Below are 23,793 nucleotides of genomic sequence, written 5' to 3' on the forward strand. Positions count from 1 at the left end.
GACGATGCGATTCACGATATGCGCGATTGCCGCCATTGTCCTGAGTGCGCGCCTGAGCTGCGCGCAACAGTTGGGGACCAACGAGGTGCAGGGCAAGGACACGACCTATACCCTCAGCGTTAAATCGCAGTTGGTGACCGAGGTTGTCGTCGTCAAGGATAAGCAGGGAAAGTTCGTCTCGGGTTTGTCCGCGAAGGACTTCGAGGTGACGGAAGACGGCACTCCGCAGACGGTTCGCGTCTTCGAGCGGGAGTCGTTGCCGGTGGATGCAGCTCCGTTGCCAATAACCTCTCAGGAGGAAGAGAACGTTCGTATCTACAAACGGCTTGGGCGCACGTCGTACGCTGCTACGGGCAAGGAGAACTATAAGGATCGGCGTCTGCTGGCACTTTACTTCGACATGACGGCGATGCGTCCGGACGACCAGGTGCGTGCCCTGCAGGCAGCGGAGAAGTTTGTGCGCACCCAGATGACAGAGGTGGATATGCTGTCGATCCTGCGCTACCAGGGTGGCTCGGTGGATGTGCTGCTGGACTTCAGCTCCGACCGTAACAAGATGCTGAGCATTCTGGAGACGATGGTCGTGGGCGAAGGCCAAGGCTCTGCTGAGGGCGTCGATGACAGCAGCAGCACCGATGAGGGAGCGGCGTTCGGGCAGGATGCGAGCGAGTTCAACATCTTCAATACCGATCGGCAACTGTCCGCGCTTCAGACTACGGCTCACATGCTGGAGCAGATCAACGAGAAGAAGACGCTGCTTTATTTTTCAAGCGGGCTGCGACTGAATGGGAACGACAACCAGGCACAGCTTCACGCGACGGTGGACGCGGCGGTGAAGGCGGGGGTTGCGTTCTGGCCCGTCGATGCGCGCGGGCTTGTGGCCCAGGCTCCGCTGGGAGATGCGACGCAGGGATCGCCGGGCAACGCCGGAATGTATAACGGGACGGCGGTGCAGGCGGGGAACGACCGCTTTCAGCAGTCGCAGGACACGCTGTACTCGCTGGCCGCGGATACGGGAGGCAAGGCGTTCTTCGATAACAACGATCTTGCCTCAGGGATCGTGCGGGCGCAGCGTGCCACCTCGGACTATTACCTGGTGGGCTACTACACGACGAACACCGCGCAGAACGGGCACTTTCGTCGCATCAAGATCACGCTGCCGGGGAGGGGCGATGCAAGCCTCGACTATCGCCAGGGATACTACGCCAATAAGGAGTTTGGAAAGTTCAACGAAGCGGAGAAGGAGCGGCAGCTGGAAGATGCGTTGCTGCTGGGGGACCCGATCACCGAGCTGACCGTGGCGATGGAGATCAACTACTTCCAGATGAATCGCGCCGAGTATTTTGTGCCGATCACGGTGAAGATTCCGGGGCGAGAGCTGGCGCTGGCGAAACACTTCGGCAACGAACACACGGTGATCGATTTTGTCTGCGAGATCAAGGATGAGATGGGCATCACCACATCCAATCTGCGCGACAACGTCGATGTGAAGTTGAACGATGCCTCCGTGGCTGAGCTTGCCCGCAGGCCGATCGAGTACAGCACGGGATTTACTTTGCTGCCCGGGCACTACACGATCAAGTTTCTTGCGCGGGATAACGAGACCGGACGTATCGGAACCTTCCAGACGACCTTTGTCGTTCCCAATCTGAACAAGGAGTTGAAGCGGCTTCCAATCAGCTCGGTGGTGCTGAGCAGCCAGAGGGTCGATACGAAGCAGGCGCTCTTCAATACGATGAAGGGCAAGGAACAGGCGAAGAACGACGCGGTGAATCCGCTGGTGAATGGGGGCGGCAAGCTCATTCCCAGTGTTACGCGGGCCTTTCATGGTGACCGCGAACTGGAGGTCTTTCTTCAGGCTTATATGGGAGGTACGGATGCAGCGTCTTCTCCACAGCAGGCGGCAAGGGCTCAGGTCGTCGCCTTCGTCAGCTTCTACCGCAACGGCAGTAAGGTGATGCAGAGCGACCTTGTACAGGCAGTGGCCTTGCCGGAGAGCCGCCTGGGAGTTGTGCCGATCAACTTGAAGGTTTCACTTGAAGCGTTGGAAGCTGGAGAGTATCAGTGCCAGGTGACGGTGCTCGATCCGGCAAAAAATCGCGCAGCTTTCTGGCAGGGGTCGGTTGCAGTGGTTCGGTGAGATTGCACGAGCAGAACAAAGCCCGCACCTGGGGCGGGTTTTGATGTCCGGGCTAAAGCCCGGACCTACCCCAGAAGCAACGGCAAGAGCAAGAACAAAGACAGAAGCAGATTCCTCCGCTTCGCTCCTGAATGACAACAAAAAACGGGCAACAGCGAAAGCAAAATAATCGCTGCCGACCAACGGGAGGCCCTCAGAAGATTACTTACCCACACCGCCCCGAGAACGGCACGAAGTGCTAGAAGCGGGCTTCTACTGCGAATTGCAGGATGCGGGATAGGTTGCCGAAGCCGGTGATGGCTCCGAAGCTGGTGCTCGAGGGATCGGTGCTGGGAGCCGAGTAGACCGGGTGGTTGAGCGCGTTGAGCGCCTCCGCGCGGACGATCATGTCGACCCGCTCCTTGACGTTAAACTTCTTGAGCGCGCCCACGTTCAGCAGGTCCTGGTAGTCCTGGCGAACGTTGTTGAAGCGCAGCGGATAGGTGCGGACGTTCGACTCCAGTACCGTATTGGTGTAGCAGGTAGTGGGGTGGGCCTTGCAGTCGCTGTCGACCGTCTGGCCCTGCACACCGGTCAGCAGATTGTTGACAAAGGCGGCGGTGTTGAACCATTGCGTGTAGCTTTTGTGCGGGTTCTTGCCGATGTCGGCGAAGGTAGCGCCCGGACGCAGGATGGCTCCGGCGTTGTTGAAGGTGAGCGGCTGGCCACTGCGCACCTGATAGCTGCCCTGCACCTGGAAGCCGCGAATGGCTTCGCCGAGCACGCCGTGAGCCGAGCCGAAGAAGGGCTTGCCCTTGCCGAAGGGCAGCTCATAGATGGCCGAGACCGCGAGCACCTGCGGGTAGTCGCCGTTGGAGACGCCGTACCAGGGCTTGGCGTCGCCGGGGTTCAGAAAGGTGATGGCGTCGAGCGAGCGCGACTTGGTGTAGGCCACGGTCATGTTGTAGCCGTGCGAGAAGCGCTTCTGCAACGAGAGTTGCAGAGCGTTGTAGCTGGAGAAGCCGGAGGTATCCTGCGCGGTGATACCAGTGAACTCGGGAAAGGGCTTGGCCAGCTGGCTGTTGGCGATGGTGGTGCTGGAGGCCAGGCTGGGGTTACCGGGCATCGCGATGCCCTGGAAGGGATTGGCGCTCAGGTGGGTCATGCGGGTGTTGATGGCGGTCTGCGCGACGGTGCGGCTCGAGTCCGTGCTGAGCAGGCTGTTGGGGACCGGATCGTAGTCGCGCGTGACGCGGATGTGGTAGCCCTGATTGCCGACGTAGTCCGCCTCGACGATCATGTCGGCGGGAAGCTGGTACTGGAAGCCGAGAGAATAACGCTCATTATAAGGCGTGCTGGGGTGCTGCGGGAAGAAGGTGATCGACGTCCCGATAGATTGGAGCAGGCCGTTGCCCGCTCCGCTGGGCTGGATGAGACCGTTGGGGAATGGGTTGGCGAGGCTGGAGACAAAGGTGAGGCCGCCGTCGTTGGTGGGCACGGTGTTGGTGGTCTGGCTGAAGCCGACCGCGTTGCCGTACTGCACGTACTCGGCCAGGTGGCTGAAGAAGATGCCGTAGCCGCCGCGGATGACCAGCTTGGGCGTGGGGTTATAGGCAAAGCCGATGCGCGGCGAGACGTTCTTCTTCTGGCCGCTCCAGAGAGCCTGCTGCGAGCCGCCTGGAGTGGCGTACTCGAGGCCGCCGTTGACCGCGAAGCTGCCGGGGCTGGCGTAGTAGGCCGTGGCGGGGTTGGCCGCCGAGGCCGTATAGAGCGAGGCGTACTTGGCCTGGGCCTGGGCGGCGACGGGGTTGGGCGCGTCGAAGGCGAAGCCTGTGGTGCTCTTGTTGTGGCGCTCTCGGACGGGGCTGCCGTACTCGTAGCGCAGGCCGAGGTTGACGGTGAGCTTGGGCGTGACCTTCCAGTCGTCCTGGAAGTAGCCCGAAGTGTAGTCGGTGTTGTTGGAGGTGGCGGCGTTGAGGGTCTCGGACGAGCCCTCGGACTGGCCGAACTCCAGCGACGCCAGCGCCTGCCCGATAGTAGCAGTGGTAGCGTTAGTGTTCTCCGGCCCCTTGGTGTAGGTCCCCTGGGCGTTAACGACGAAGTGCTCGCCTGAGGAGTTGAACTGGTTGGCCTGGTACTCGCGCCACTCGACGCCGAAGCGGACCTGGTGACGACCCAGCGACTTGGAGATAGAAGCCATGGCGACGTGGATGTTATCCGCCTCGAAGCCGGGATCGGAGTTGCCGAGCGTGGCGTAGCCGGTAATCTTGACCTGGGGGAAGCCCTGCGCGGCGGGGTTCGAACCCGCGATGGCGTTGGGGTTGATGCCGAGGTCGGTCGAAGTCGTCTTGGCGTCGAGCGAGGTGACCGTGGTGAAGCGCGTGAAGGAGTAGCGGACGTTGAGGACCGTCGTCGCGTTCAGCGTATCGACGTAGTCCAGCGCGATAGCGTTGTTCTTCAGGGTCAGGGTCTGGCCGCTGGCTCCGGGGTAGTAGGCGTTCTTGCCGGGCTGCGAGCGCAGGCTGTGGATGTAGTGGCCGAAGAGCTTCTGCCGGTCGTTGAGCGTGTAGTCGATACGCGTGGCGATGTTCCAGTAGTGATCCACGTTGTTGACGTTGGAGACGAAGTTATTGGCTCCGTTCGGGGTCTCGACGGCCGAGCCCGTCGGCTCCGGATAGAAGCTGAGGATCTTAGCCGCGACCGGGTCGATGGTCTGCATGTTGGTGATGACGTTGCCGGGGACGGCGGCGCGGGTGTACTGGCCGGGGCAGTCGGGATCGGGCGTGGTCTTGAAGGGATCGAAGATCTGGTAGCTGTTGTACGGCGCGGCCACGTGTCCGGGGCAGGTCACCGTGTTCGAGAGCGTGGTGCCCAGCGGCAGCAGGGCCGAGAAGTCACCGCTCTTCTCCGCGTCGGTGGGGACGGTCTGGGTGGTGGTGCTGGCGGCCTGCTGGTTGAACTGGCGCTCGTAGCCGCCGAAGAAGAAGAGCTTCGAGGGCAGTATGGGGCCGCTGACCTCGCCGCTCTCGCGATCGTACTTATTGGCCGGGGCGCTGGTGGGGCCGAGCGAGTAGGCCGGGGCATCGACGCCCTGAGGCTGGAAGAACCAGCTTCCGCTGCCGTGGAACTGGCGGCTGCCGGACTTGAGGCTGGTGTCGAGCGAGCCGCCCGAGGTATGGGCGAGCGAGGCGTCGTAGGGCGAGGTGATGACGCGGGTCTCCTGCACGAAGTCGCGCGAGGGGATGTAGGCCGTGGTGACCGCGCCGCCGTTGCGAGTGTCGGGCGCGCCGTCGAGCGTGAACTCGGTCTGGCCGGACTGCGCGCCGTCGACCTTGCTGCTCTCCGAGCCGCCCTCGTAAGTGTGCGAGGGTTGCAGGCTGGTGCTGGTGATGCCGGGGGCGAGCAGTTGCAGGTCGAAGGGGTTGCTGTAGAGGATGGGCAGCTCGGCGAGTGAGCGCGACTCGACCGTGTAGCCGAGCACTGAGTCCTCGGTGCGGAGCCGGGCGCCGCCGGTTCCCTGCACGGTGACCTGCTCGTTCTGCTGGCCGACCTGGAGCGGGATGGGGATGCCGATGTGCGCGGCCACCTCCACGCGGACGTGGGTGGCGCTGTACTGTTTGAAGCCCGCACTGGACCCGGTGACGGTGTAGACGCCGGGAATGACCAGCTCGAAGATGTAGGCTCCGGCGGCATCGGAGACGGTGCTCAGCGTGACGCCGGTCTCTTCGTTCAACAGCGTGACGCCGGCCTTGGGCACCACCGCTCCGGTGGGATCGGTCACCAGGCCGTTGATGCGGCCGCGATCTTCCTGTCCAAACGCCATTCCATCCAGATTCCACCCGAGAACCAAAACCAGCAGCAAGATCCAGCAGCTCTTCAACCGCATACGTCCCTCCGTTGCACGCACGTAAAGTGACTGGTGCATGAACGGACCACACCATACGGATTCGGCAAGTCTGGTGTCAATACGAAAATTATTGGTATCGTTTTTCGATTCAACGAGCTTGACCTTCGGATTGGCCGACGGACGGAGGGAGAGAAGGTGTTGCGAGGGCTATGATTCGAAGGCTTCCGCTGGATGGGGTTGAAGCGGAGGGTTGGTTTATTCGCTCATCGCAGGAAATGCGGATTCCGTTTTTGAGGGACTGCTTTCAAGGCAGAAGGGGTATCTCTACTGCTTGCGGGTGTGACGGATTGGTGTGACCTTCAAATTTTCATGGCTGCGGGCGTGATCCTTCTTGTTCGCAACCGGCAGGATCTCCGGCGTTATTTGGACTTCGTACCCTTTTCGGGGAGGATGTAGGCAAGATAGCTCTTCTTGGGGTCTCCCATTGGCCGGAAACGAGCATCTCTCAATTCCGACCAACGGGAGGACCATGCGAAGCTTCAAAAAGGCTTGTGAACGCTCGCCCCGCGTGAAAAACTCCTTGGTCTGTGATTGAACCCAACTTTAGCGTTGGAAGCCGACGCTCCGGCCCAGCGCCTTGCTGTCGTACATCCGGCCATCTTTCACCACGCTCACTACCTGGCGCAGATCGCTGATCTTTGCTAGTGGATTGCCCCGCACCAGCAGCAGATCCGCACGCTTGCCCACCTCCACCGTGCCCAGTTCGCGGTCGAGCTTCATAGCTCGCGCGGGCACCAGCGTAGCCGACTGGATCGCCGCCAACGGCGTCATTCCAGCTTGGACATATAGCTCCAGCTCGCGGTCCAGGCCGTAGCCGATGATGTTCGTATCGCTGCCCGCGACGATGGGCACGCCCGCATCGTAAAGCGCGCGGATGACGCGGAGATTCGTCTGCATCCGCTCGTGAAACTTCGCCTCATCGGCAGCCGGAACTCCCAGCCCGCGAAACTTGAACGCCATCGACTCCGGCGCGGCGTGGATACCCGGCTCGAACGAGGCCACGTCGATGTTCTTCGGATGCCCGGCCATCTCGCCCCAACCAACCGTCGGGTCGATGACGATCTGCCGCTGCTTCAGCAGGGCAATCAACGCCTTTGCCCGTTCGGAGTTCAAGTCAAGTGGACCGTTGCTACCCGGCTGCTGCATCGCCTTGGTCACGAACTGCAGATGATTGATCTGATCCATCCCGTCCTCGACGCCTTCAAACGCATCGACTGCCGCGGGCACGTGGCCGGTCACGGTCAGGCCGCGGCGATGCGCTTCCGCCGTAATGGCCTTCAGGACTTCGGGCCGAAGCTGCGTGTAGACCTTGATCTGCTCGAACTTCGCATCAGCATAGGCATCGACCGCCGCCACGCCCTCCTCGGGGGTGTTCGCGTCCACAACTCCGAAGCCCAACAGGCCGCCTGCGTCGATCAGCCCCGCGAGCAACAGACGCGGCCCCAGAGCGTGTTTTTGATCGATCTCCCGGCGCACTGCGGTGAGAAACTCCACCTCGCCGCCGCAGTCGCGAGCCGTGGTGACGCCCGCCGCCAGCAACGCCGGGCCGAACTCCACGCCCGAGTAGTGCGAGTGCATCTCCCACAGGCCGGGCAGCAGCGACTGGCCCTCGGCGTGGACGATGCGTGTGCCGGCCGGGACGCTGACGCCCGCGCCAGCAGCGGCGATGCGGCCATCGCGCACCAGCACCGTGGCGTTCTCCACGGCGGGCGCGCCGGTGCCGTCGATCAGCCGCGCGCCCGCGATGGCGTAGCTGCCCTGCGCCGTGGGCGACACCTGCCGGTCCAGCGCGGCCAGGTCGAGCATCTCCTGCTGGACGGCGCTGTGGACCATCTGGCCCGCCACGGAGGAGTACTCGTCGAGCACCAGCTCCTGCGGCAGACCGCCCGCGAAGGTCATCATGGCGGCGATGCGGCCGCTGTCGTTCATCCACAGGATCTCGCGGCCGAAGACGAGATTGGCGACCGTGTATCGCTCGAGCCGCAGGATGTGGCCGTGGAAGTCGAAGGCATCGTAGCCTACCGATCTGATCTCGACCGGCAGTGCGCGGGCGTTGGCGCGCAGCAGCGGCAGGCTGGCCGGACGGCCGTGACGCCGCCAGTAGCGCATCATCATCATCTGCACCGAGGCGGGCACGGCTCCGAAGCCCACGAAGGCCACGCGGGGGCGGGCGATGGTGCGGCTGGCGTCGGCCTCGCGCACCTGCACCGAGGACGCCGTAAGCTCGGCCACGGAATCGCCGCCTGCGACTTCTGGAACTGGATGCTGGACGATGCGGATGGGGTTGAAAGACTCGTCCATCTCGAGCGTGGTGGAACTACCGCGTTTAGTGCCGCGGTCCGAGAAGCTGACCTGCGCGGTCAAGATTTGGTGGCCACCGCTTTCCGTGACGGTGTACTCCTCGCTACCGATGTCGTGAAGCAGCAGATGAACTTTATAGATGCCGTGCTCGACCACCAGAGGATGAGCGGGCGTGCTCACCGGCTTCTTTTGCGCCCAGGCGCTTGCCGAGGCAAACAGCAGCATACCCAATAGACAGACCGCACGCTTCTTCATCGCCGCTTCGCTACCTTCCTGAACTCGCAGTCGGCATCGCATACGAGGCCGTGTCCCGAGGCTAACATCTGCACCGTCACTGCCTTGGTACAGACGACGAGCAAAGCACGATTCCCTTTCGTAAACTATTCCTATGAAGAAATTGCGTTCCTCGCGATACGTCACCGCCCTGATCGCCGGAGCCTTCTTCATGGAGAACCTCGACGGCACCGTCATCGCCACGGCGCTGCCCCAGATGGCGCGCAGCTTTCACGTAGGCGCGGTCCATCTCAACATCGGCATGACGGCCTACCTGTTAACGCTGGCGGTCTTCATCCCCATTAGCGGATGGGTAGCCGACCGCTTCGGCTCGCGCTCGGTCTTTGCCACAGCGATTGCCCTGTTCACCTTTGCCTCGCTGCTCTGCGGATACTCCCAGACGCTCACGCAGTTCACGCTGATGCGGATTTTGCAGGGTATCGGCGGAGCCATGATGGTGCCGGTGGGACGCCTGATCGTGCTGCGCACGACGCCCAAGGACCAGTTGACGCAGGCCATCGCGTACATCACCTGGCCGGGCCTGACCGCGCTGGTACTGGGGCCGCCGCTGGGTGGGTTCATTACGACCTATGCGAGCTGGCACTGGATCTTCTTTCTCAACCTGCCGCTGGGCGTCGTCGCGCTGGTGCTGACGCTGCTGTGGGTGGAGAACTTCCGCGTCGATGAGCATCATCCCTTCGACTGGCTCACGTTCCTGCTAGCGGGCTGCGCTTCGACCGGCATCGTCTACGCCATGGAGAAGCTGGGCGGCGAGGGCGACCGCTGGCAGATGCCCGCCGTCATCCTTACGCTGAGCCTGCTCAGTGGTGTGCTGGCTGTCGTTGTGGCGCGGCGCAAGCCCGCTACTTCGCTCATTGACTTCGACTCGCTGCGGCTCAGCAGCTATGCGCTCTCGGTCTATGGGGCCAGCGCCTTTCGCATCGCGGTCTCGGTGCTTCCCTTTCTGCTGCCGCTCATGTTTCAGATCGCCTTTGGTCTGAATGCATTCACCTCCGGGCTTTATCTGCTCGCTCTTTTTGCGGGCGATCTAAGCATGAAGATCATCGTCATTCCCTTGCTGCGACGGTTTGGTTTCCGCCGTATTCTCATCGTCAATGGCGTGATTACGGCGGCGTCAGTGGCGCTGTGTGCGACGCTAAGCCCGGCCACGCCGGTTCCGTTGCTGCTCGTGATTCTCTTTGCGCATGGGGCGTTTCGGTCGATGGAGTTCACCTGCATGACCACGCTGGCGTACACCGAGATTCCTTCTGAGCGCATGTCGCGGGCCAATGGGTTTCTCTCGGCGGTGATGCAGCTCAGCATGGGCATGGGGGTTGCCGTCGGGGCGATCACGCTGCGGCTGGTGGCGCACGCGCGTGGGCACTCGGCTACTCTGCCTCAGCTACGGGACTTTCATCTAGCCATTCTCTTTATGGCAGTACTGGCGCTGGGGCCTGTGTTCAACTCGCTCAGCCTTGCGCCGGATGCGGGCGCGACGACCAGTGGGCATCGTCGGCAGGAGTTGGAGGCTCTGGAAGCCGAGGCTCATTAGCAACGCCGTACGAGTGCCGGGGCGAAGCTGCGGCCCTTGTCCAGTGGGTAGATCAGGTCGACGTTGCGCTGCGTGATGAGTTGATGTTTGACGAAGATCGTCGAAGGGGCCATTTTCTTTTGCAGGATCGCGATGGCCAGCGGAATGATCTCGTCGCCGTAACGTTCCGGAAAATACGCGACCGTGCCCACCAGCCGCGTACCTGGGCGGCGCAGCTCATTGCGTGCATCGAGGATTGCATTCTGCCCCACCACCGCGCAGTACTCGCTGATGCCTGCCTCGTCGAAGGCTCGCAGCGCAGCCAGCGCACACACGTCGTTGACCGCGCCGATCAGAGTTCGGCGCACCGGCGTACGACGCAGGTACTGCCGCATCACGCCAAGGATCTGCTCGAAGTCGCCGCGCCCGTCGAGGTGAGCGATCGGCACGTTGCCGCTGCTCGGAAGCTCGGTGCGCAGGCCGTCTGCAAAGCCGGTGATGCGCAGTTCCAGCAGCGATCCTGCGATGGGTAACTCGAGCAGGACAAGCTGGTCGAACATGCCGCCCCAGTGCTCGCGTGCCCAACGGCTCAGCGCCTTGCCGCCGATGAGCCCGGCCTTGTAATTGTTGGCCCCGAAGTAGGTCGCTCCCGGATGCGGGATCTCGATGGCGATCACCGGGGTGTTGGCCTCGAGAAACTTGGAGGCAATCACCGGGGCTACACGCTCGTAGGTCTGGAACTCCAGAATCAGGTCGACGCCTTCCCTGATGAGCAGATCCGCGTTGCGCAGCGCCTCGCGGGCCGAGTAGCGGTTGTTCACCGTGATGAGGTGGACATGCTCGCGCGCCGCCGCCGTCTCGATGTTCTGCATCACCGAGCGGCAGAACTCGGAGTCGCCCTGCGCGGCGAAGCCGATGCGGAGCTGCCGCGTCGCCACGGTCTCGAAGCGGTTGCGATAGACGCCTGCGCCTGCTCGCTCGAGCAACCCGCCGTGTACCAGCGTGCGCAGTAGGCGAAACGTCGTGGTCTTGGGAAGCCCGGTACGGCTTACGATCTCGGCCAGGTGAAGCTCTTCTCCGCGATGGCGAAACGCCTTGAGCACCTCGCACGCACGCAGCACGGTGACCGACTCGTTGCGGTCGCCGCGCCGCGTGGGCGTCTCCAGATCGTCTTCGTCATCCAGCAGCAGATCGCTTGGATCTTCCAACTCTTCCATCAAATCCCTGCTCCTTTGACTTAGAACGTGATGCGCACGGCGGCCTGATTCTGGCGCGCCGCCACGTAGGAGTTCGTCGTCGTGATGGTGCCGAGGCTGGTGCTCGTCACCGAGTTGTTCGGCGTGCCGAACTCTGGGTGGTTGAGTACGTTGAACGACTCGATCCGCAGTTGAATATCCACTGGCCTGATCTTCACGTTCTTCATCACCGACATATCCAGGTTTGCGAGTCCTGGGCCGCGCAGCAGGTTGCGCGACGAAGTACCGAAGAAGCCGGGTGCGGGATTGGCGAAGGCAGCGGGGTTGAACCAGTGGTTGATGTTCTTCACAAAACCTGCCGGGAAAGGGTTGCCAACCTCGTTTGCGCGCTCCGAGTTGGCCTCGTTGATGCTGCCTACATCGGAGCCAGCGATGGAGAAGGGGAAGCCGCCCTGCAGTGTGCCGATGGCGTTGACCTGCCAGCCGCTGATGATCTTGCGCACCACCACCGGCGTCGTTGCGCCGATGCGCTGCTCTTCGCCGAAGGGCAGGTTGTAGAGCGCGCTCAGGACAAAGCGCTGGCCTACGTCGTAGGACGACCGCGCGTAGTCGCAGCGGGGGCAGTGACCGTTCTGGAAGCCGTAAGCTCCGCCTGCATCGCCTGTGAGGGCTGCAGCGGCACTCTTGATGTCCATCATCTTCGACCAGGCATAGCCCGCGCTCAGCGTGATGTTCTTCGAGCGACGCTCCACCTTTGCGTTTAGCGCGTTGTAATTCGAATAGCCGCTCCAGTCCTCGAGGATCACCAGGCCGAGGTTCTTGTAAGGCCGCCGCGCTGTCTTGTTCGCAACAGAGGTATCCGACGGGTTGCAGTTTGTGGTGGCATTGCAGGGCGTGGGCTGGTTGGGGTTGGTGCGAATGTTCAGGTGCGTGCCCTTGTTGCCCACGTACTCCAGCGTGAAGATCGTCTTGCTGTCGAGCTGCTGCTCCACACCCAGCGAGTAGTCCTGCACGTAGGGGTTCAGCTTGTGCTGCGCGGCGATCTGCAGGCTTCCGTTGATGAAGGTCGCCGGAGTCGCCGCCCCGACGGAGAGAGGCGGGAAGAGGGTGTCAGTCTGGTAGATGGGACCTTTGACCGCAGTGGAGGTGTAGAGCTGCGTCGGCGCGAAGGGAAAGACCGCGGTGGAGGAAACGAACTCGTTGGTCTCGAAGGTGTCGTAGAAGATGCCGTAACCGCCGCGGAAGACCGTGGTGGCGTTGGCGAAGGGACGGAAGGCGAATCCGAAGCGCGGTGCCCATACGTTCTTCACCGCAGGCCCTGGTCCGCGCTGTCCATCGGCGGTGTAGAGGCCGCCGCCGTAGGTCTGGGCCACCGCCGCGTTGGCCATGAAGAGACCGCCGCCGTTGGCTGGATTGAACCAGGCCATGTGGTTCTGCTCCTCATAGGGAATGGTCTGGAAGTCATAGCGCACGCCCATGTTCAGTGTCAGCTTGGGGGTTACCTTCCAGTCGTCTTGCAGGTAGGGTGCCCAGGCTTTGAAGTGGATGTGGACCGAGTTGCCCGTCTGCACGTCGGAGATCGGACCGGGCTGCGCGTCCTGCGCCTTCAGCGGCGTGCCCAGCAGCAGGTCGGCGATCTGGTTGTGGCTTAGCGAGCCGTCGAAGGTGAAGTTTCCTTCGGGGTTCACCGTGCTCTGCCGGTCCAGCACGACGTCGCGCCAGTCAAAGCCGAAGTTGAAGGTGTGGCGGCCACGCGTGTAGGAGATGGAGTCGGAGAGGTCCCACGCGGGTTGCAGGCTGCCCGTGGGCAGGTTCGCGGGCCGCCACCGAGCTGAGATTCTGCGTGGCGCTGCTGCCCGATGTCTGCGCCAGACCGGCGCTCAGGCCGAGCACGGGATAGTTCGCGTCCGGCATCTGGAAGATGTTGCTGAAGCCCAGAGCCGCTGCGTCGGCCTGCGTGATCTGGTAGCCGAGCCGCAGCACCTGCGCCTCCAGGTAGCCCACGCGGACCTGGTTCAACAGGTTGGGGTTGAAGATGTGGGTCTCAGTAAGTTGGTAGTTGCGCGTCACCTGATTCTGCGAAGAGGTCGTGTACTTGGTCAGCGCGGGGTTCAGCACGTACACGTCGGCGATTGTGGTGCGGCCGAAGATGGAATCCTTGGGGCCGATCACGTGGTCGATGCGGTAGGTCTGCTGGTTGGAGGTGACGGTGAAGGGCGAGTTGGTGCTGTAGTTGTAGCCTGCGGCCGTCGCATTTGGCGGAGCGAATAGCTCAGCCGCGGCCAGCTTGCCCAGGCGCGAGAAGCGCGTGCTTGGAATGACATACGCGCCGTTTGCGTTGGTGGTGAACGGAAGCTGCGTCAGTGGGTCGATGATGGTCGCATTGGGATTGGGGTTGAAGGATGAGGTCTGGAAGATGCCGTTCAGCTCGTCGCTGGTCGGCATGTAACCCGTCACCGTCTGCTGAGAGCGGATACGCATTCCCTCGAAGTTGGCGAAGAAGAAGGTCTTGTTGCGGCCGTTGTAGATATGAGGAATAAGGATCGGGCCGCCCAGCGAGTAGCCGAACTGGTTCTGCTTGAGCGGGGCCACCGGCTGCGGGTAGACGTTGAAGTAATTGCGCGCGTCCACGGCTGTGTTGCGGATGAACTCGAAGGCGCTGCCGTGCAGGCTGTTGGTGCCCGACTTGGTGCTCAGGTTCACTTGATTTGCGCCGAAGCCGTACTCAGCCGAGTAGGTCTTGGTCTGCTCCTTGAACTCCTGCACGGCGTCGACCGAGATATCGAAGGCCGGGGTTACGTAGGACGTATCGGTGATGGTTGTGCCGTCTAATGTGTAACTGTTTGAGGCACTTACTCCGCCGCCGATGCTGATGGCGTCACCCGCGCCGTAACGGTAGGTCGATTGCTCGCCGCCGGTCTGCACCGCGCCCGGCTCGAGGAAGAGCAGGCTTACGAAGCTGCGGCCGTTCAAGGGCAGCTCGGTCACCTGCTTCTGGTCGATGACCTGTCCGATGGAGGAGGAGTCGGTGTCGAGCGTCAGCGAGTTGGCGTTGACCTCGATCCGCTCGTCCATGGTGCCGATCGAGAGCGCCATGTCTACGCGTACGGTCTGGTCCACCTGCAGGGTGATGCCGTTCCGCACTTCGGTCTTGAAGCCCTGCATCTCCGCCGTCACCATGTAGGCTCCGGGGAGCAGGAGGGTCGCGGTGAAGTCGCCGGAGCTGTCGGTGGTCAGGGTGCGGCTACCCGAGGTGCCGGTGTTGCGCACCGTCACCTTCGCCCCGGAGACGATGGCTCCGGTCGGGTCGGTCAGGCGTCCGGTGATCGTTCCCGTGGTGTTCTGCGCGGCGGCATCTCGCGTCGTCACAGCGCTTAAGACAAACGTAACCAGAACCAGCACGTATTTCAGAGTTCGCGTCGACATCGGAGGGCTCCTGTTCACCACGCTGACCAGCGAGTACAACCCGGACGTCCGGCAGGCAGGTGTCATGAATCGAGCGCAACCGTACCGATGCCGTGGAAATGGTGTCAACGGTGCTGGCTCGCCTCCGGGTGGCGGGAACCGGTTGTTCCGTCATGCGGTCCGACCTGTGCGGGGTGCGGGGCGGGACGAAACGGGAAAGATCAATAAATATGAGGGATCTGTGCGTTTTTCTCTGGATACCGGATTGGTGCCGTCTCCGAAAAGCGGCTTTGCAGGTGGCGAGCATCTATTCCGCAGATCGGATCTGATTCCGAACCAGCTCTCAGAACTTACTCTGACCTGCCCCGGCGGACGCGCGCGTACCACCATGCGGTCAGTGGCGGGGCCAGCAGGCTGGTTACGACTACGCTGGCGGCTACCAGCACCGTCGCCGACTTAGCCGCGGCTGCATACTCGGGATTGGCTGCTGCCACCAGCATGGGGACTGCGGCGGCGTTGCCCGCCGTGGTGGCTGCCGCGATGCCCGCCGTGCCGTTGCCGCCAATCAGCCGGTCTACTGTCATCAGAACCAGGGCCGAGCCTGCGAGTGTTGCAAGGCCGAGGCCGAGGCCCAGAGCTCCGGCGGTCCAGACCAGGTGCAGGTCCAGCGTGGTGCCCAGCGCAAAGGCGAAGAACGGGATCATCACCGGAGCGCCCTGGCCCAAGAAGGAACGCATCTCCGGGTCGAGGTTGCCGAGCAACATGCCCACGCAGAGGGGCAGGATCGCGCCCAGCATCGTCTGCCACGGAAAAGCCGAGAGGCCCGCGACGCCGAGCGTGACCATGGTGAGGAAGGGGCCGGACTCGAGCGCCATGACCGCGTAGGAGGCCGCGTCCTGGGCGCTGCCGTAGCGGCGCATCAAGGCCATGTAGAGGCCGCCGTTGGTGTCGTTGATGGCCGCGACCACAGCCAGGGTGGAGAGGCCCGCGAACCAGCCGGAGGTGACCGGGCGGGAGCCTAAGAAGTGGCCCAGGATGGTGCCGGTCAGGATGCCGAGAGCGATCTTGGCCGCCATCAGCGCGCCGCCGCGACGCACGATGATGGGGAGCGAGTGGGCCGAGATAGTCGAGCCCATGCAGACGTAGAAGACGGCCAGGATGGGGAGTGCGCCGGTGAAGAGGGCGTTGGTGAAGGAGCCGAAGAAGGGACCGGCGTGAGGAGCGAAGGTGGCGATCAGTGCGCCACAGGCGAGGGGGACCATCATCATGCCGCCGGGAAGCTGCTCGATTGTGGCCTTGATCTTCATAGTTTTTGGCTCGCACCATTCTAGGGCCGGGAGAAGTGAACTGACACGCGAAGCGTCCAAAACCACACGAAGTGCCGCCCGCCCGGCGTGAGGGCGATTTTGCCTTTGTTTTGTGGCTGGGAGAGAAAAGCATCCCTCGGGCTAAAGCCCGGACCTACTCAAAAGCAACGGCAAGAACAAAAACAGAAGCAGATTCCTCCGCTTCGCTCCTGAATGACAACCAAGAGAACAAACAACAGCAAAAGCAAACAAAAGACCTGTGGCTGCAGAAGCGGCCACAGGTCAGAAGAAGACGGTACGGGTTAGTTTTTGGGGAGCTGGGTTGCGTCCCAACCTCCGCCCAGGGCGATCTGGAGTTGGGCGGCGGCTACGATGCGGCGGGCCGTGAGGGCGGCGGCGGCACGCTCGTCTGTCAGCTCGATGGTCTGGTCGGTGAGTACCTCGAGGTACAGGGCGAGGCCGCGCTTGTAACGCAGCGTGGCCAGCTCGGTGCTGCGCCTGGCCGAGGCTACGGCGCGGTCCTGAACGGCTGCCTCCTCTTCGAGTACGCGGAGCGCGGCCAACTGGTCTTCCACGTCGCGGAAGGCCGAGAGTACCTGCTGGCGATAGAGCGCGGTAGCCTGCTCGCGCTGGGCGAGGGCGTAGTCGACCTGCGCCTTTCTGCGTCCGGCGTCGAAGAGGGTCTCGTTGATGCCGGGACCGGCGTTCCAGCCAGCGCTGCCCGAGTTGAAGAGGCTGGTGATGGCGTCGCTCTCGATGCTGCCCGAGGCTCCCAGGCTGACGGTGGGGTAGTAGGCGGCTTTGGCTACGCCGATGAGCGCGTTGGCCGAGGCGACGCGGCGCTCGGCGGTGGCGATGTCCGGGCGGCGCTGGAGCAGCTCGGAGGGAATGCCCGTGGGGATGCTGGGCGGATCGCCGACGATGGGATTCTCCGCGATATGGAAGCCGGTGGCGGCGACGCCGACCAGCACGGCGATGGCGTGCTCGTACTGGGCGCGCTGCACGCCGAGATCGACCAACTGGGCACGGGTCTCTTCGAGCTGCGCGGTGGCCTGCTCTACGTCGCTCTCGCTGGCCAGGCCGCCGGTGAAGCGGTCCTTGGTGAGTTGGAGGGAGGCAGCAAAGGCCTCGATCGTAGAGCGGAGGAGCTGGGCCTGCAGGTCGATGCCGCGGATCTGGAGGTAGGTGGTGGCCAGCATCCCTTGCAGGCTGAGGCGGGTGTTGGCGAGATCGGCTGCAGAGGCCTGCGCGCTGGCCGAGGCGGACTCGATCTGGCGGCGGACCGCGCCCCAGAGATCGGGCTCCCAGGAGATGTTGAGGGGAATGAGGAAGTCCCAGTAGTCCTGAGCCGAGTTGGCCGGGCGCAGGGGCCGGGTGCTGGAGATGCGATTGCGATTGGCGGAGCCGCCGAGCGAGACCGTGGGGAAGAGCGAGGAGTGAACCTCGCGGACGAGGTCGTGGGCCTGCTCGTAGGCGTGCAGGGCCGCGGCGATGTTCTGGTTGGCCGTGGCGCACTGCTGCTCGAGCGTGTTGAGCTGCGCATCCTGGTAGATGGCCCACCAGGTGCCGCGATCGGTGCCGTCGGCTGGCGTGGCGGTGGTCCAGGCGCCGTTGTGGCCGTTGTCCGAGTAGGCCGCGGGCGGAGGCGCGGGCATCGCGGGGGCCTTGGTGTAGTTGGGCCCGACCTTGCAACCTGCCAGTACCAGCAGGGCAAAGAGTGCGGTCTGATTGGAGAGATGGCGAAGGTTCATCACTCGACTCCTCACTTGGCTCCCGTAGTGGGTGCAGGCTTGTTGTCGGCGGGGTTGACTACGCGGACCTCCTGGCCGTCGGTGAGGGAGTCCGAGGGGTTGGCGACGATGCCCTGTCCGGGCTCGAGGCCACTGAGGATCTCGACTGTTGAGCCAAAGTCGCGGCCGGGGGTGACGCGGACCATGCGAATGTGGTTCGCCGAATCGACTGTGGCAATGCGGAGGCCGTCGGACTCGAGGATGAGCGCGTTGACCGGCACGATGAGCGCGGGCGCTGAGTGGGAGACGTGGAGGTGGACCTCGGTGTAGCTGCCGGGGAGCAGCTCGCCGGTCTTGTTGTCGACGTCGACTTCGGCAAGCAGCGTGCGGGTGGCGGGATCGACGGCGTTCGAGGTGCGGACGAGGTGGCCTTCGAACTTGCGGCCGGGGTACTGCGGCAGCGTGAGGCTGGCCAGCGTACCGTTGGTGGCGTCGGGCGCGTAGATCTGGGGCACGTTGATGAAGACGCGCAGCGTGCGGTTGGCCGAGATATCGAAGATCTCGCGGCTGGCGGTGACGGTACCCGCTCCGGCTGTGGTGGTGCTGCCGGTGGCCGAGATGAGCTGGCCGATGTCGATGTTACGCGCGGTGACGACGCCGTCGAAGGGAGCCACGATGCGCTCGAAGGAGACCAGCTCCTCGAGGCGGCGGACGTTGGCCTGGGCGGAGTTGACCTGGGTGGTGCGGGCGGTGAGATCGTTGGTGGCGTTATCGGTGTCCTGCTGCGAGACCGCGTTCTTGCCGATCAGGTCGCCGTAACGAGAGGCGGTGATCTTGGACAGGGCGGCGTTGCTCTGGGCGGTGGCGAGATCGGCCTTGGCCTGAGCGAGTTGCTGGTCAAGCTCGGGCGTCTCGATGATGGCGAGCAGGTCGCCCTTGCGCACGTGGGAGCCGATGTCGTGGGACCAGGTTTTGACGTAGCCGGTGGTGCGGGCGTAGATGGGCGCGAGGGTGAATGCCTGCACGTTGCCGGGCAGGACGATCTCCTGCGCCGTCTGCTGCAAGGCAGGCTTCTCGAGCGCCACGGGAGGCGCGGCGGTGACATCGGTGTACTTCGCAAGCTCGGAGCCTTCGTGCTTGCGACGCGCGATGCCGAAGATGGCGAGTACGGCCGCCACGACCAGAACAATCAGGACGAGGACGAGGAGCGATCCGCGCGAGACCTTCGGGTTCTCCTGCTTCAACTGCTCGAAGCCGTGCACTTCACTGTGCCTGGACACGGGTGCATTCGCTGCTGCTTCTCTCTTCTGCTGTTCGGAGCTCATCGCGCTCTTCTCCTGTGTACTGTTTCCGTGTTCGCTCGAGTTTCTGGATTCTGACCGATCTTCATGCTCTTCGTAGCTCATGCGCGCACCGGCTGCTCGCCATCGGGTGGGGGCGGCGTAACGATGGGATCGTTGCGGTGCATGAAGGAGAAGAAGACCGGGACAAAGGTAAGGGTGCCGAAGGTGGCCAGCAGCAGACCGCCGATGACGGCGCGGCCGAGGGGGGCGTTCTGCTCGCCGCCGTCACCCAGACCGAGGGCCATCGGGACCATGCCGATCATCATGGCCAGCGCCGTCATAATGACCGGGCGGAAGCGCGTGAAGCCTGCCGTGAGCGCGGCCTCGGCTGCGGAGAGACCCTCATCCATCTGCTCCTTGGCGAAGCTGACGACCAGGATGGAGTTGGCCGTGGCCACACCGACGCACATGATGGAGCCGGTGAGCGCGGGCACACTGATGTGGGTGTTGGTGAGGAAGAGCAACCACACGATGCCCGCCAGCGCGCCGGGCAAGGCCGCGATGATGATGAAGGGATCGAGCCAGCTTTGGAAGTTGACCACGATGAGCGCGTAGACCAGCACGATGGAGAAGAGCAGACCCAGCACCAGTCCGAGGAAGGAGGTGTGCATGGTCTGGATCTGGCCGCGCACGTAGATCTCGGTGCCGCGCGGCAGCTTGCTCTTGTTGTCGCTGACGATCTTCTCGATCTTGCCGGCCACGCTGGCCAGATCGGTGCCTTCGACCGATCCGTAGACGTCGATGACCGGGCGGGCGTTGTAGTGGCTTACGGTTCCCTGCTCCGCACCGCGGTCGATGGAGGCTAGGTTGCCGAGGATCTGCGGCTGCTGCGAAGAGCCGCTGTTGGCGATGGGGAAGTTCTGTAGCTGCTGCAGATCGTGTACGTCGTACTGCGGAGTCTGGACCGCGAGGTTATAGCTGACGTGGTTCTGCGGGTTGAGGTAGTAGGTGGGCTGCGTCTGGAAGCTGCCGCTGAGGCCGATCAGCACATCCGTTGCGACGTCGCGCTGGCTGTAGCCGACCTGCTGGGCGCGGGTACGATCGACGTTGATGGTCCACTTGGGCAGGTTGAAGGGCTGCTGGATGCGCAGGTCGGTGGTGCCGGGGATGTGGCTGATCTGCTGCATCATCTGCTCGGCCAGGCGGCGGTTCTGCTCGGTCTGCGCGCCGACGAACTGCAAGTCGATCTGGGCGGGCAGGCCGAAGTTCAGGATCTGGCTGACCATATCGGTGGGCAGGTAGTAGAACTCGGTTCCGGGAAACTGCTGGGTGAGCTTGTCACGCAGCAGATGGGTGTACTCCGCCGTGGGCCGGTGTTTTTCGCCCAGAGTGACGAGGATGTCCGCGTCAGCCGTGCCGACCGTGGCCGAGTTGGAGTAGGAGAGGTTGAGACCCGAGTAAGGGATGCCGATGTTGTCGATCATCGTCTCCAGCTCGGACTGCGGGATGGACTGACGGATGACGTCTTCGATCTGGTCGCAGAGCCGTGCTGTGTCTTCGATGCGCGTGCCGGTGTGGGCGCGCACGTGGAGCTTGAACTGGCCTCCGTCGACGGAGGGGAAGAAGTCCTGGCCGAGCCAGGGGTAGAGGAGCGCGATGGAGCCGACCCAGAAGACGACGATGCCGAGGAGGAAGACGACGCGGTTTTCGAGGCAGATGCCAAGCAGGCCGTGGTACCAGGTGCGCAGCATCTCGAAGTAGTGCTCGAAGATGATCTGGAAGCGGACGAAGGGGTTGCGGCTGGCCTTGGCCTGCTCCTCGCGATCGTGCTCGTGGCCCTTGAGGAGGTACTTGGCCATGGTGGGGACGATGGTACGCGAGAGGAAGTAAGAGGCCAGCATGGCGAAGACGACCGCCTCGGCCAGGGGCACGAAGAGGTAGCGCGCGACGCCGCCCAGGAAGAACATGGGGACGAAGACGATACAGATAGAGATGGTCGAGACGAAGGCCGGGACCGCGATCTGCGCGGCTCCGTCGAGGATGGCGTGCTCGACCTCTTTGCCCTCTTCGAGATTGCGATTGATGTTCTCGATCTCTACTGTCGCGTCGTCGACCAGGATACCGACCGCCAGCGCGAGTCCGCCGAGGGTCATGATGTTGATGGTCTCGCCGAGCGCGGCCAGCATGAGCAGCGAGCAGATGACCGAGAGCGGAATGGAGACGGCGATGATGACCGTCGAGCGCCAGCTGCCGAGAAAGAGGAGGATCATGGCCGCGGTGAGGCAGGCGGCAATGAGGGCCTCGCGAACGACGCCGCTGATCGCGCTGCGCACGAAGACCGACTGGTCGGAGATGGGCTTCATGCGAAGCGACTCCGGCAGTTGGGCCGCGATGAGCGGAAGCTGCGCGCGGACGTTGGCGATGATGTCCAGCGTGGAGGACTTACCCGTCTTCTGAATGGTGATAAGCGAGGCGCGCTGGCCATCGACCCGAACGACGTTGGTCTGGGGCGGGAAGCCGTCGCGGACGTTGCCCACGTCGCGCATGTAGATGGTGGAGCCGTTCTGCGTCTTGATGGGCAGGTTGTTGAGCGCGACAATGCTGGTGGGGGCGCTGTTGGTCTCGACCTGGTAGTCGAGATGGCCCATCTTGATATCGCCGGCGGGCAGGATGATGTTCTGCGCGTTGACGGCGTTGACGATATCGGATGGGGAGAGCCCGTAGGCCTGCAGCTTGGCGGTGTTGATGTCGACCTGCACCTGGCGCGTCTTGCCGCCGTAGGGGTAGGGCACGGATGCACCCTGCACGGTCGCCAGTTGCGTGCGGATGAAGTTCATTCCGAAGTCATTGAGCTGCTGCTCGGAGAGACCCTTGCCGGAGAGACCGAGTTGCAGGACGGGCACGCTCGAGGCACTGTATTGAATGACCAGCGGGGGCGTCGTTCCGACGGGGTCCTGGCGCAGTGAGGTCTGCGCGGTAGAGGTGACCTGGGCCACGGCCTGCGAGATCTCGACCGAGGGACGGAAGAAGATCTTGACGACCGAGATGCCGTTGAGGGTCTGCGACTCGGTGTGCTCGATGTCGTTGACGGTCGTGGTCAGGTTGCGCTCGAAGCCGACGACGATGCGGTCGCTCAGCTGTTCAGGTGAGAGACCCGCGTAGTTCCAGACGACCGATACCACCGGGATGTCGATGCTGGGAAAGATATCGACCGGAGTCCGCAACATCACGACAGGGCCAATGATGAACAGCAGCAGAGATAACACGACAAATGTGTAAGGTCTCTTGAGTGCGAGACGGACGATCCACATCAAGGCTCCTTTGGCCGGCGTGCCCGACGCCTGGAGGAGTAGGAGACTCCTCGGTTTGAGCAATACGTAATTGTTGTCGACGAGCTTTGATTATAAAACTAAACCGCTCGTTCAGAATATGATGATAGGCGATAACGCCTGGATTCAAACAAGCCGTTTGGACTCGTTTACTACAAGGCGATTATTTTTCGTCGCCTTACCTTTATGACGGTAACCGGGGCGACGAAGACCCCCAAAAATGACTTCAACCATGGCGGCCGCCTCGTGATCGTTGAGCGATCCGTGTCCGGCGAGCAGGCGAAAGAGGATGGGACCGTAGACGAGGTCGAGCACGATCTCGCCGTCAACCTCGCTGCGTATCTCGCCGCGGTCCACGCCGCGCCGCCACATGATACGAGCCGCATCGCGACGGAGATAGAGGAAACGCTCGCGAAAGAGAGCGAGAAAGCCGGGGTCGCTCTGCCCCTCGGCGATGAACTGACAGAACATACGCCCAAGTGGAGTGAGATAGAAGGCGGTGAGGGATTGCAATTGCAGAGTGAAATCGAGCTCGGCGGAGCCCGTATCGGGCAGCGGGACGCGCTCGGTCATGACCTCGAGGTAGGCCTCGAGCGCCACCAGGCTCTTGTTGGGCCACCACTTATAGATGGTGGCCTTGCTGACTCCGGCCCGCTGGGCGATGGCATCAGCGGTTACTTTACGGAGGGTCTTGCGCTCCAACAGATAGAGCGTCGCCTTCAGGATCGCCGCCTTGGCCTCGGGACTTCTGTGGCGGCCACGCGGCCTGGGCTCGTCTGTTGGCGGCACGTTCTGCAACTGCTGCATGGGACTGCTCCTGTGGAGTGCGTCATTCCTGCCTGAGGGCTGTGGGCTGGAGCTTTCTGCTCTCTCGCGCGGAACGGAGCTTACTTCTTTGAAATCATAAACTAAACGTTCAGTATAGTAACTACCATTTGCAATAACCATGACCCCGGATAACAGAAAAGTGGGCACTCTTCCCCATCCTCCCGCCAGTACCCCGTGTCTAGACACGGGGTACTGGCGGCGACCCAGCGGAGTTGCTATACTGTAAAAGCAACGTAGGCGGCTTCCAGTCTCCAGCATTGGTGCGGAGAGCGAGGAGCGGCCAACGGCAAGACGTACGATCTACCTCCTGAACGTTTTATCCCGCACAGGCCGGTACGACAGACGTTCGGGCAAGTGTGCGGGAACCCATCTTGGCGGTTTCTCAGCACGGATGTGCCATGCCAAGGCCAGATAGCTCAGTGGTAGAGCGCGGCCCTGAAAAGGCCGGCGTCGGCGGTTCGATCCCGTCTCTGGCCACCACTTTGATTCCGTGATTCATACAAGAGATAAGTTCGAAGCCTCCCTCAGCGGAGGCTTTTAGTTTTTCAAGCGGGTTGCTTTTGGGATGCGGCTTAAAATGAGTA

Annotated in this window: 12 protein-coding genes and 1 tRNA gene; 3 read left to right on the forward strand and 10 right to left on the reverse strand. The window is 62.9% G+C overall.

Translation table 11 applies throughout. The features are described from left to right. Nucleotides 1-4 precede the first annotated feature (4 nt). On the forward strand, nucleotides 5-2,140 hold the full coding sequence (locus tag FTO74_RS18430; protein WP_162539999.1) for a VWA domain-containing protein: 2,136 nt from the start codon (nucleotides 5-7) through the stop codon (nucleotides 2,138-2,140). Nucleotides 2,141-2,378: 238 nt separating this feature from the next. On the opposite strand, the gene FTO74_RS18435 is transcribed toward FTO74_RS18430, so the two are convergent. Further along, nucleotides 2,379-6,005: a TonB-dependent receptor gene (locus FTO74_RS18435; RefSeq protein WP_162539443.1), complete on the reverse strand. Its 3,627-nt coding sequence runs from the start codon at nucleotides 6,003-6,005 to the stop codon at nucleotides 2,379-2,381. 564 nt (nucleotides 6,006-6,569) lie between these two features. Then, entirely contained in the window at nucleotides 6,570-8,582 is a 2,013-nt protein-coding gene (locus FTO74_RS18440; RefSeq protein ID WP_162539444.1) for an amidohydrolase family protein, read from the reverse strand. Nucleotides 8,583-8,715: 133 nt separating this feature from the next. On the opposite strand from FTO74_RS18440, the gene FTO74_RS18445 reads away from it, so the two are divergent. Beyond that, nucleotides 8,716-10,152: an MFS transporter gene (locus tag FTO74_RS18445; RefSeq protein ID WP_162539445.1), complete on the forward strand. Its 1,437-nt coding sequence runs from the start codon at nucleotides 8,716-8,718 to the stop codon at nucleotides 10,150-10,152. Here FTO74_RS18445 and FTO74_RS18450 read toward each other — a convergent pair. From FTO74_RS18450 to FTO74_RS18485, 8 genes are all read right to left on the reverse strand, one after another. After that, nucleotides 10,149-11,348: a substrate-binding domain-containing protein gene (locus FTO74_RS18450; RefSeq protein ID WP_162539446.1), complete on the reverse strand. Its 1,200-nt coding sequence runs from the start codon at nucleotides 11,346-11,348 to the stop codon at nucleotides 10,149-10,151. The two genes, FTO74_RS18445 and FTO74_RS18450, sit on opposite strands and share 4 nt — an antisense overlap. Before the next feature lie 20 nt (nucleotides 11,349-11,368). Next, the gene (locus tag FTO74_RS18455; RefSeq protein ID WP_162540000.1) at nucleotides 11,369-13,165 is read right to left on the reverse strand and encodes a TonB-dependent receptor; all 1,797 of its coding nucleotides are present in this window, start codon (nucleotides 13,163-13,165) and stop codon (nucleotides 11,369-11,371) included. Beyond that, nucleotides 13,050-14,753 carry a carboxypeptidase-like regulatory domain-containing protein gene (locus FTO74_RS18460; protein ID WP_162539447.1) on the reverse strand — a complete coding sequence of 568 codons (1,704 nt, stop codon included), beginning with the start codon at nucleotides 14,751-14,753 and terminating at the stop codon, nucleotides 13,050-13,052. Before FTO74_RS18460 ends, FTO74_RS18455 begins: the two co-directional genes overlap by 116 nt. Nucleotides 14,754-15,082: 329 nt before the next feature. Beyond that, nucleotides 15,083-16,039 carry a 2-keto-3-deoxygluconate permease gene (locus FTO74_RS18465; protein WP_162539448.1) on the reverse strand — a complete coding sequence of 319 codons (957 nt, stop codon included), beginning with the start codon at nucleotides 16,037-16,039 and terminating at the stop codon, nucleotides 15,083-15,085. A 302-nt stretch (nucleotides 16,040-16,341) separates the two neighbouring features. Beyond that, nucleotides 16,342-17,790, reverse strand: a complete 1,449-nt coding sequence (locus tag FTO74_RS18470; protein WP_162539449.1) for an efflux transporter outer membrane subunit — start codon at nucleotides 17,788-17,790, stop codon at nucleotides 16,342-16,344. 11 nt (nucleotides 17,791-17,801) lie between these two features. After that, a complete protein-coding gene (locus FTO74_RS18475) occupies nucleotides 17,802-19,094 on the reverse strand; it encodes an efflux RND transporter periplasmic adaptor subunit (protein ID WP_162539450.1) in 1,293 nt (430 codons plus the stop codon). Nucleotides 19,095-19,171: 77 nt separating this feature from the next. Further along, a complete protein-coding gene (locus FTO74_RS18480) occupies nucleotides 19,172-22,363 on the reverse strand; it encodes an efflux RND transporter permease subunit (RefSeq protein WP_162539451.1) in 3,192 nt (1,063 codons plus the stop codon). 144 nt (nucleotides 22,364-22,507) lie between these two features. Next, nucleotides 22,508-23,188, reverse strand: a complete 681-nt coding sequence (locus FTO74_RS18485; protein WP_162539452.1) for a TetR/AcrR family transcriptional regulator — start codon at nucleotides 23,186-23,188, stop codon at nucleotides 22,508-22,510. Between the two features lie 426 nt (nucleotides 23,189-23,614). Between FTO74_RS18485 and FTO74_RS18490 the strand changes: the two genes are divergently transcribed. Then, nucleotides 23,615-23,689 (forward strand) — tRNA-Phe (locus FTO74_RS18490). The last annotated feature ends 104 nt before the right edge of the window (nucleotides 23,690-23,793 follow it).

This window comes from Granulicella sp. WH15 (assembly GCF_009914315.1).
In the GTDB taxonomy this organism is placed as follows: Bacteria; Acidobacteriota; Terriglobia; order Terriglobales; family Acidobacteriaceae; genus Edaphobacter.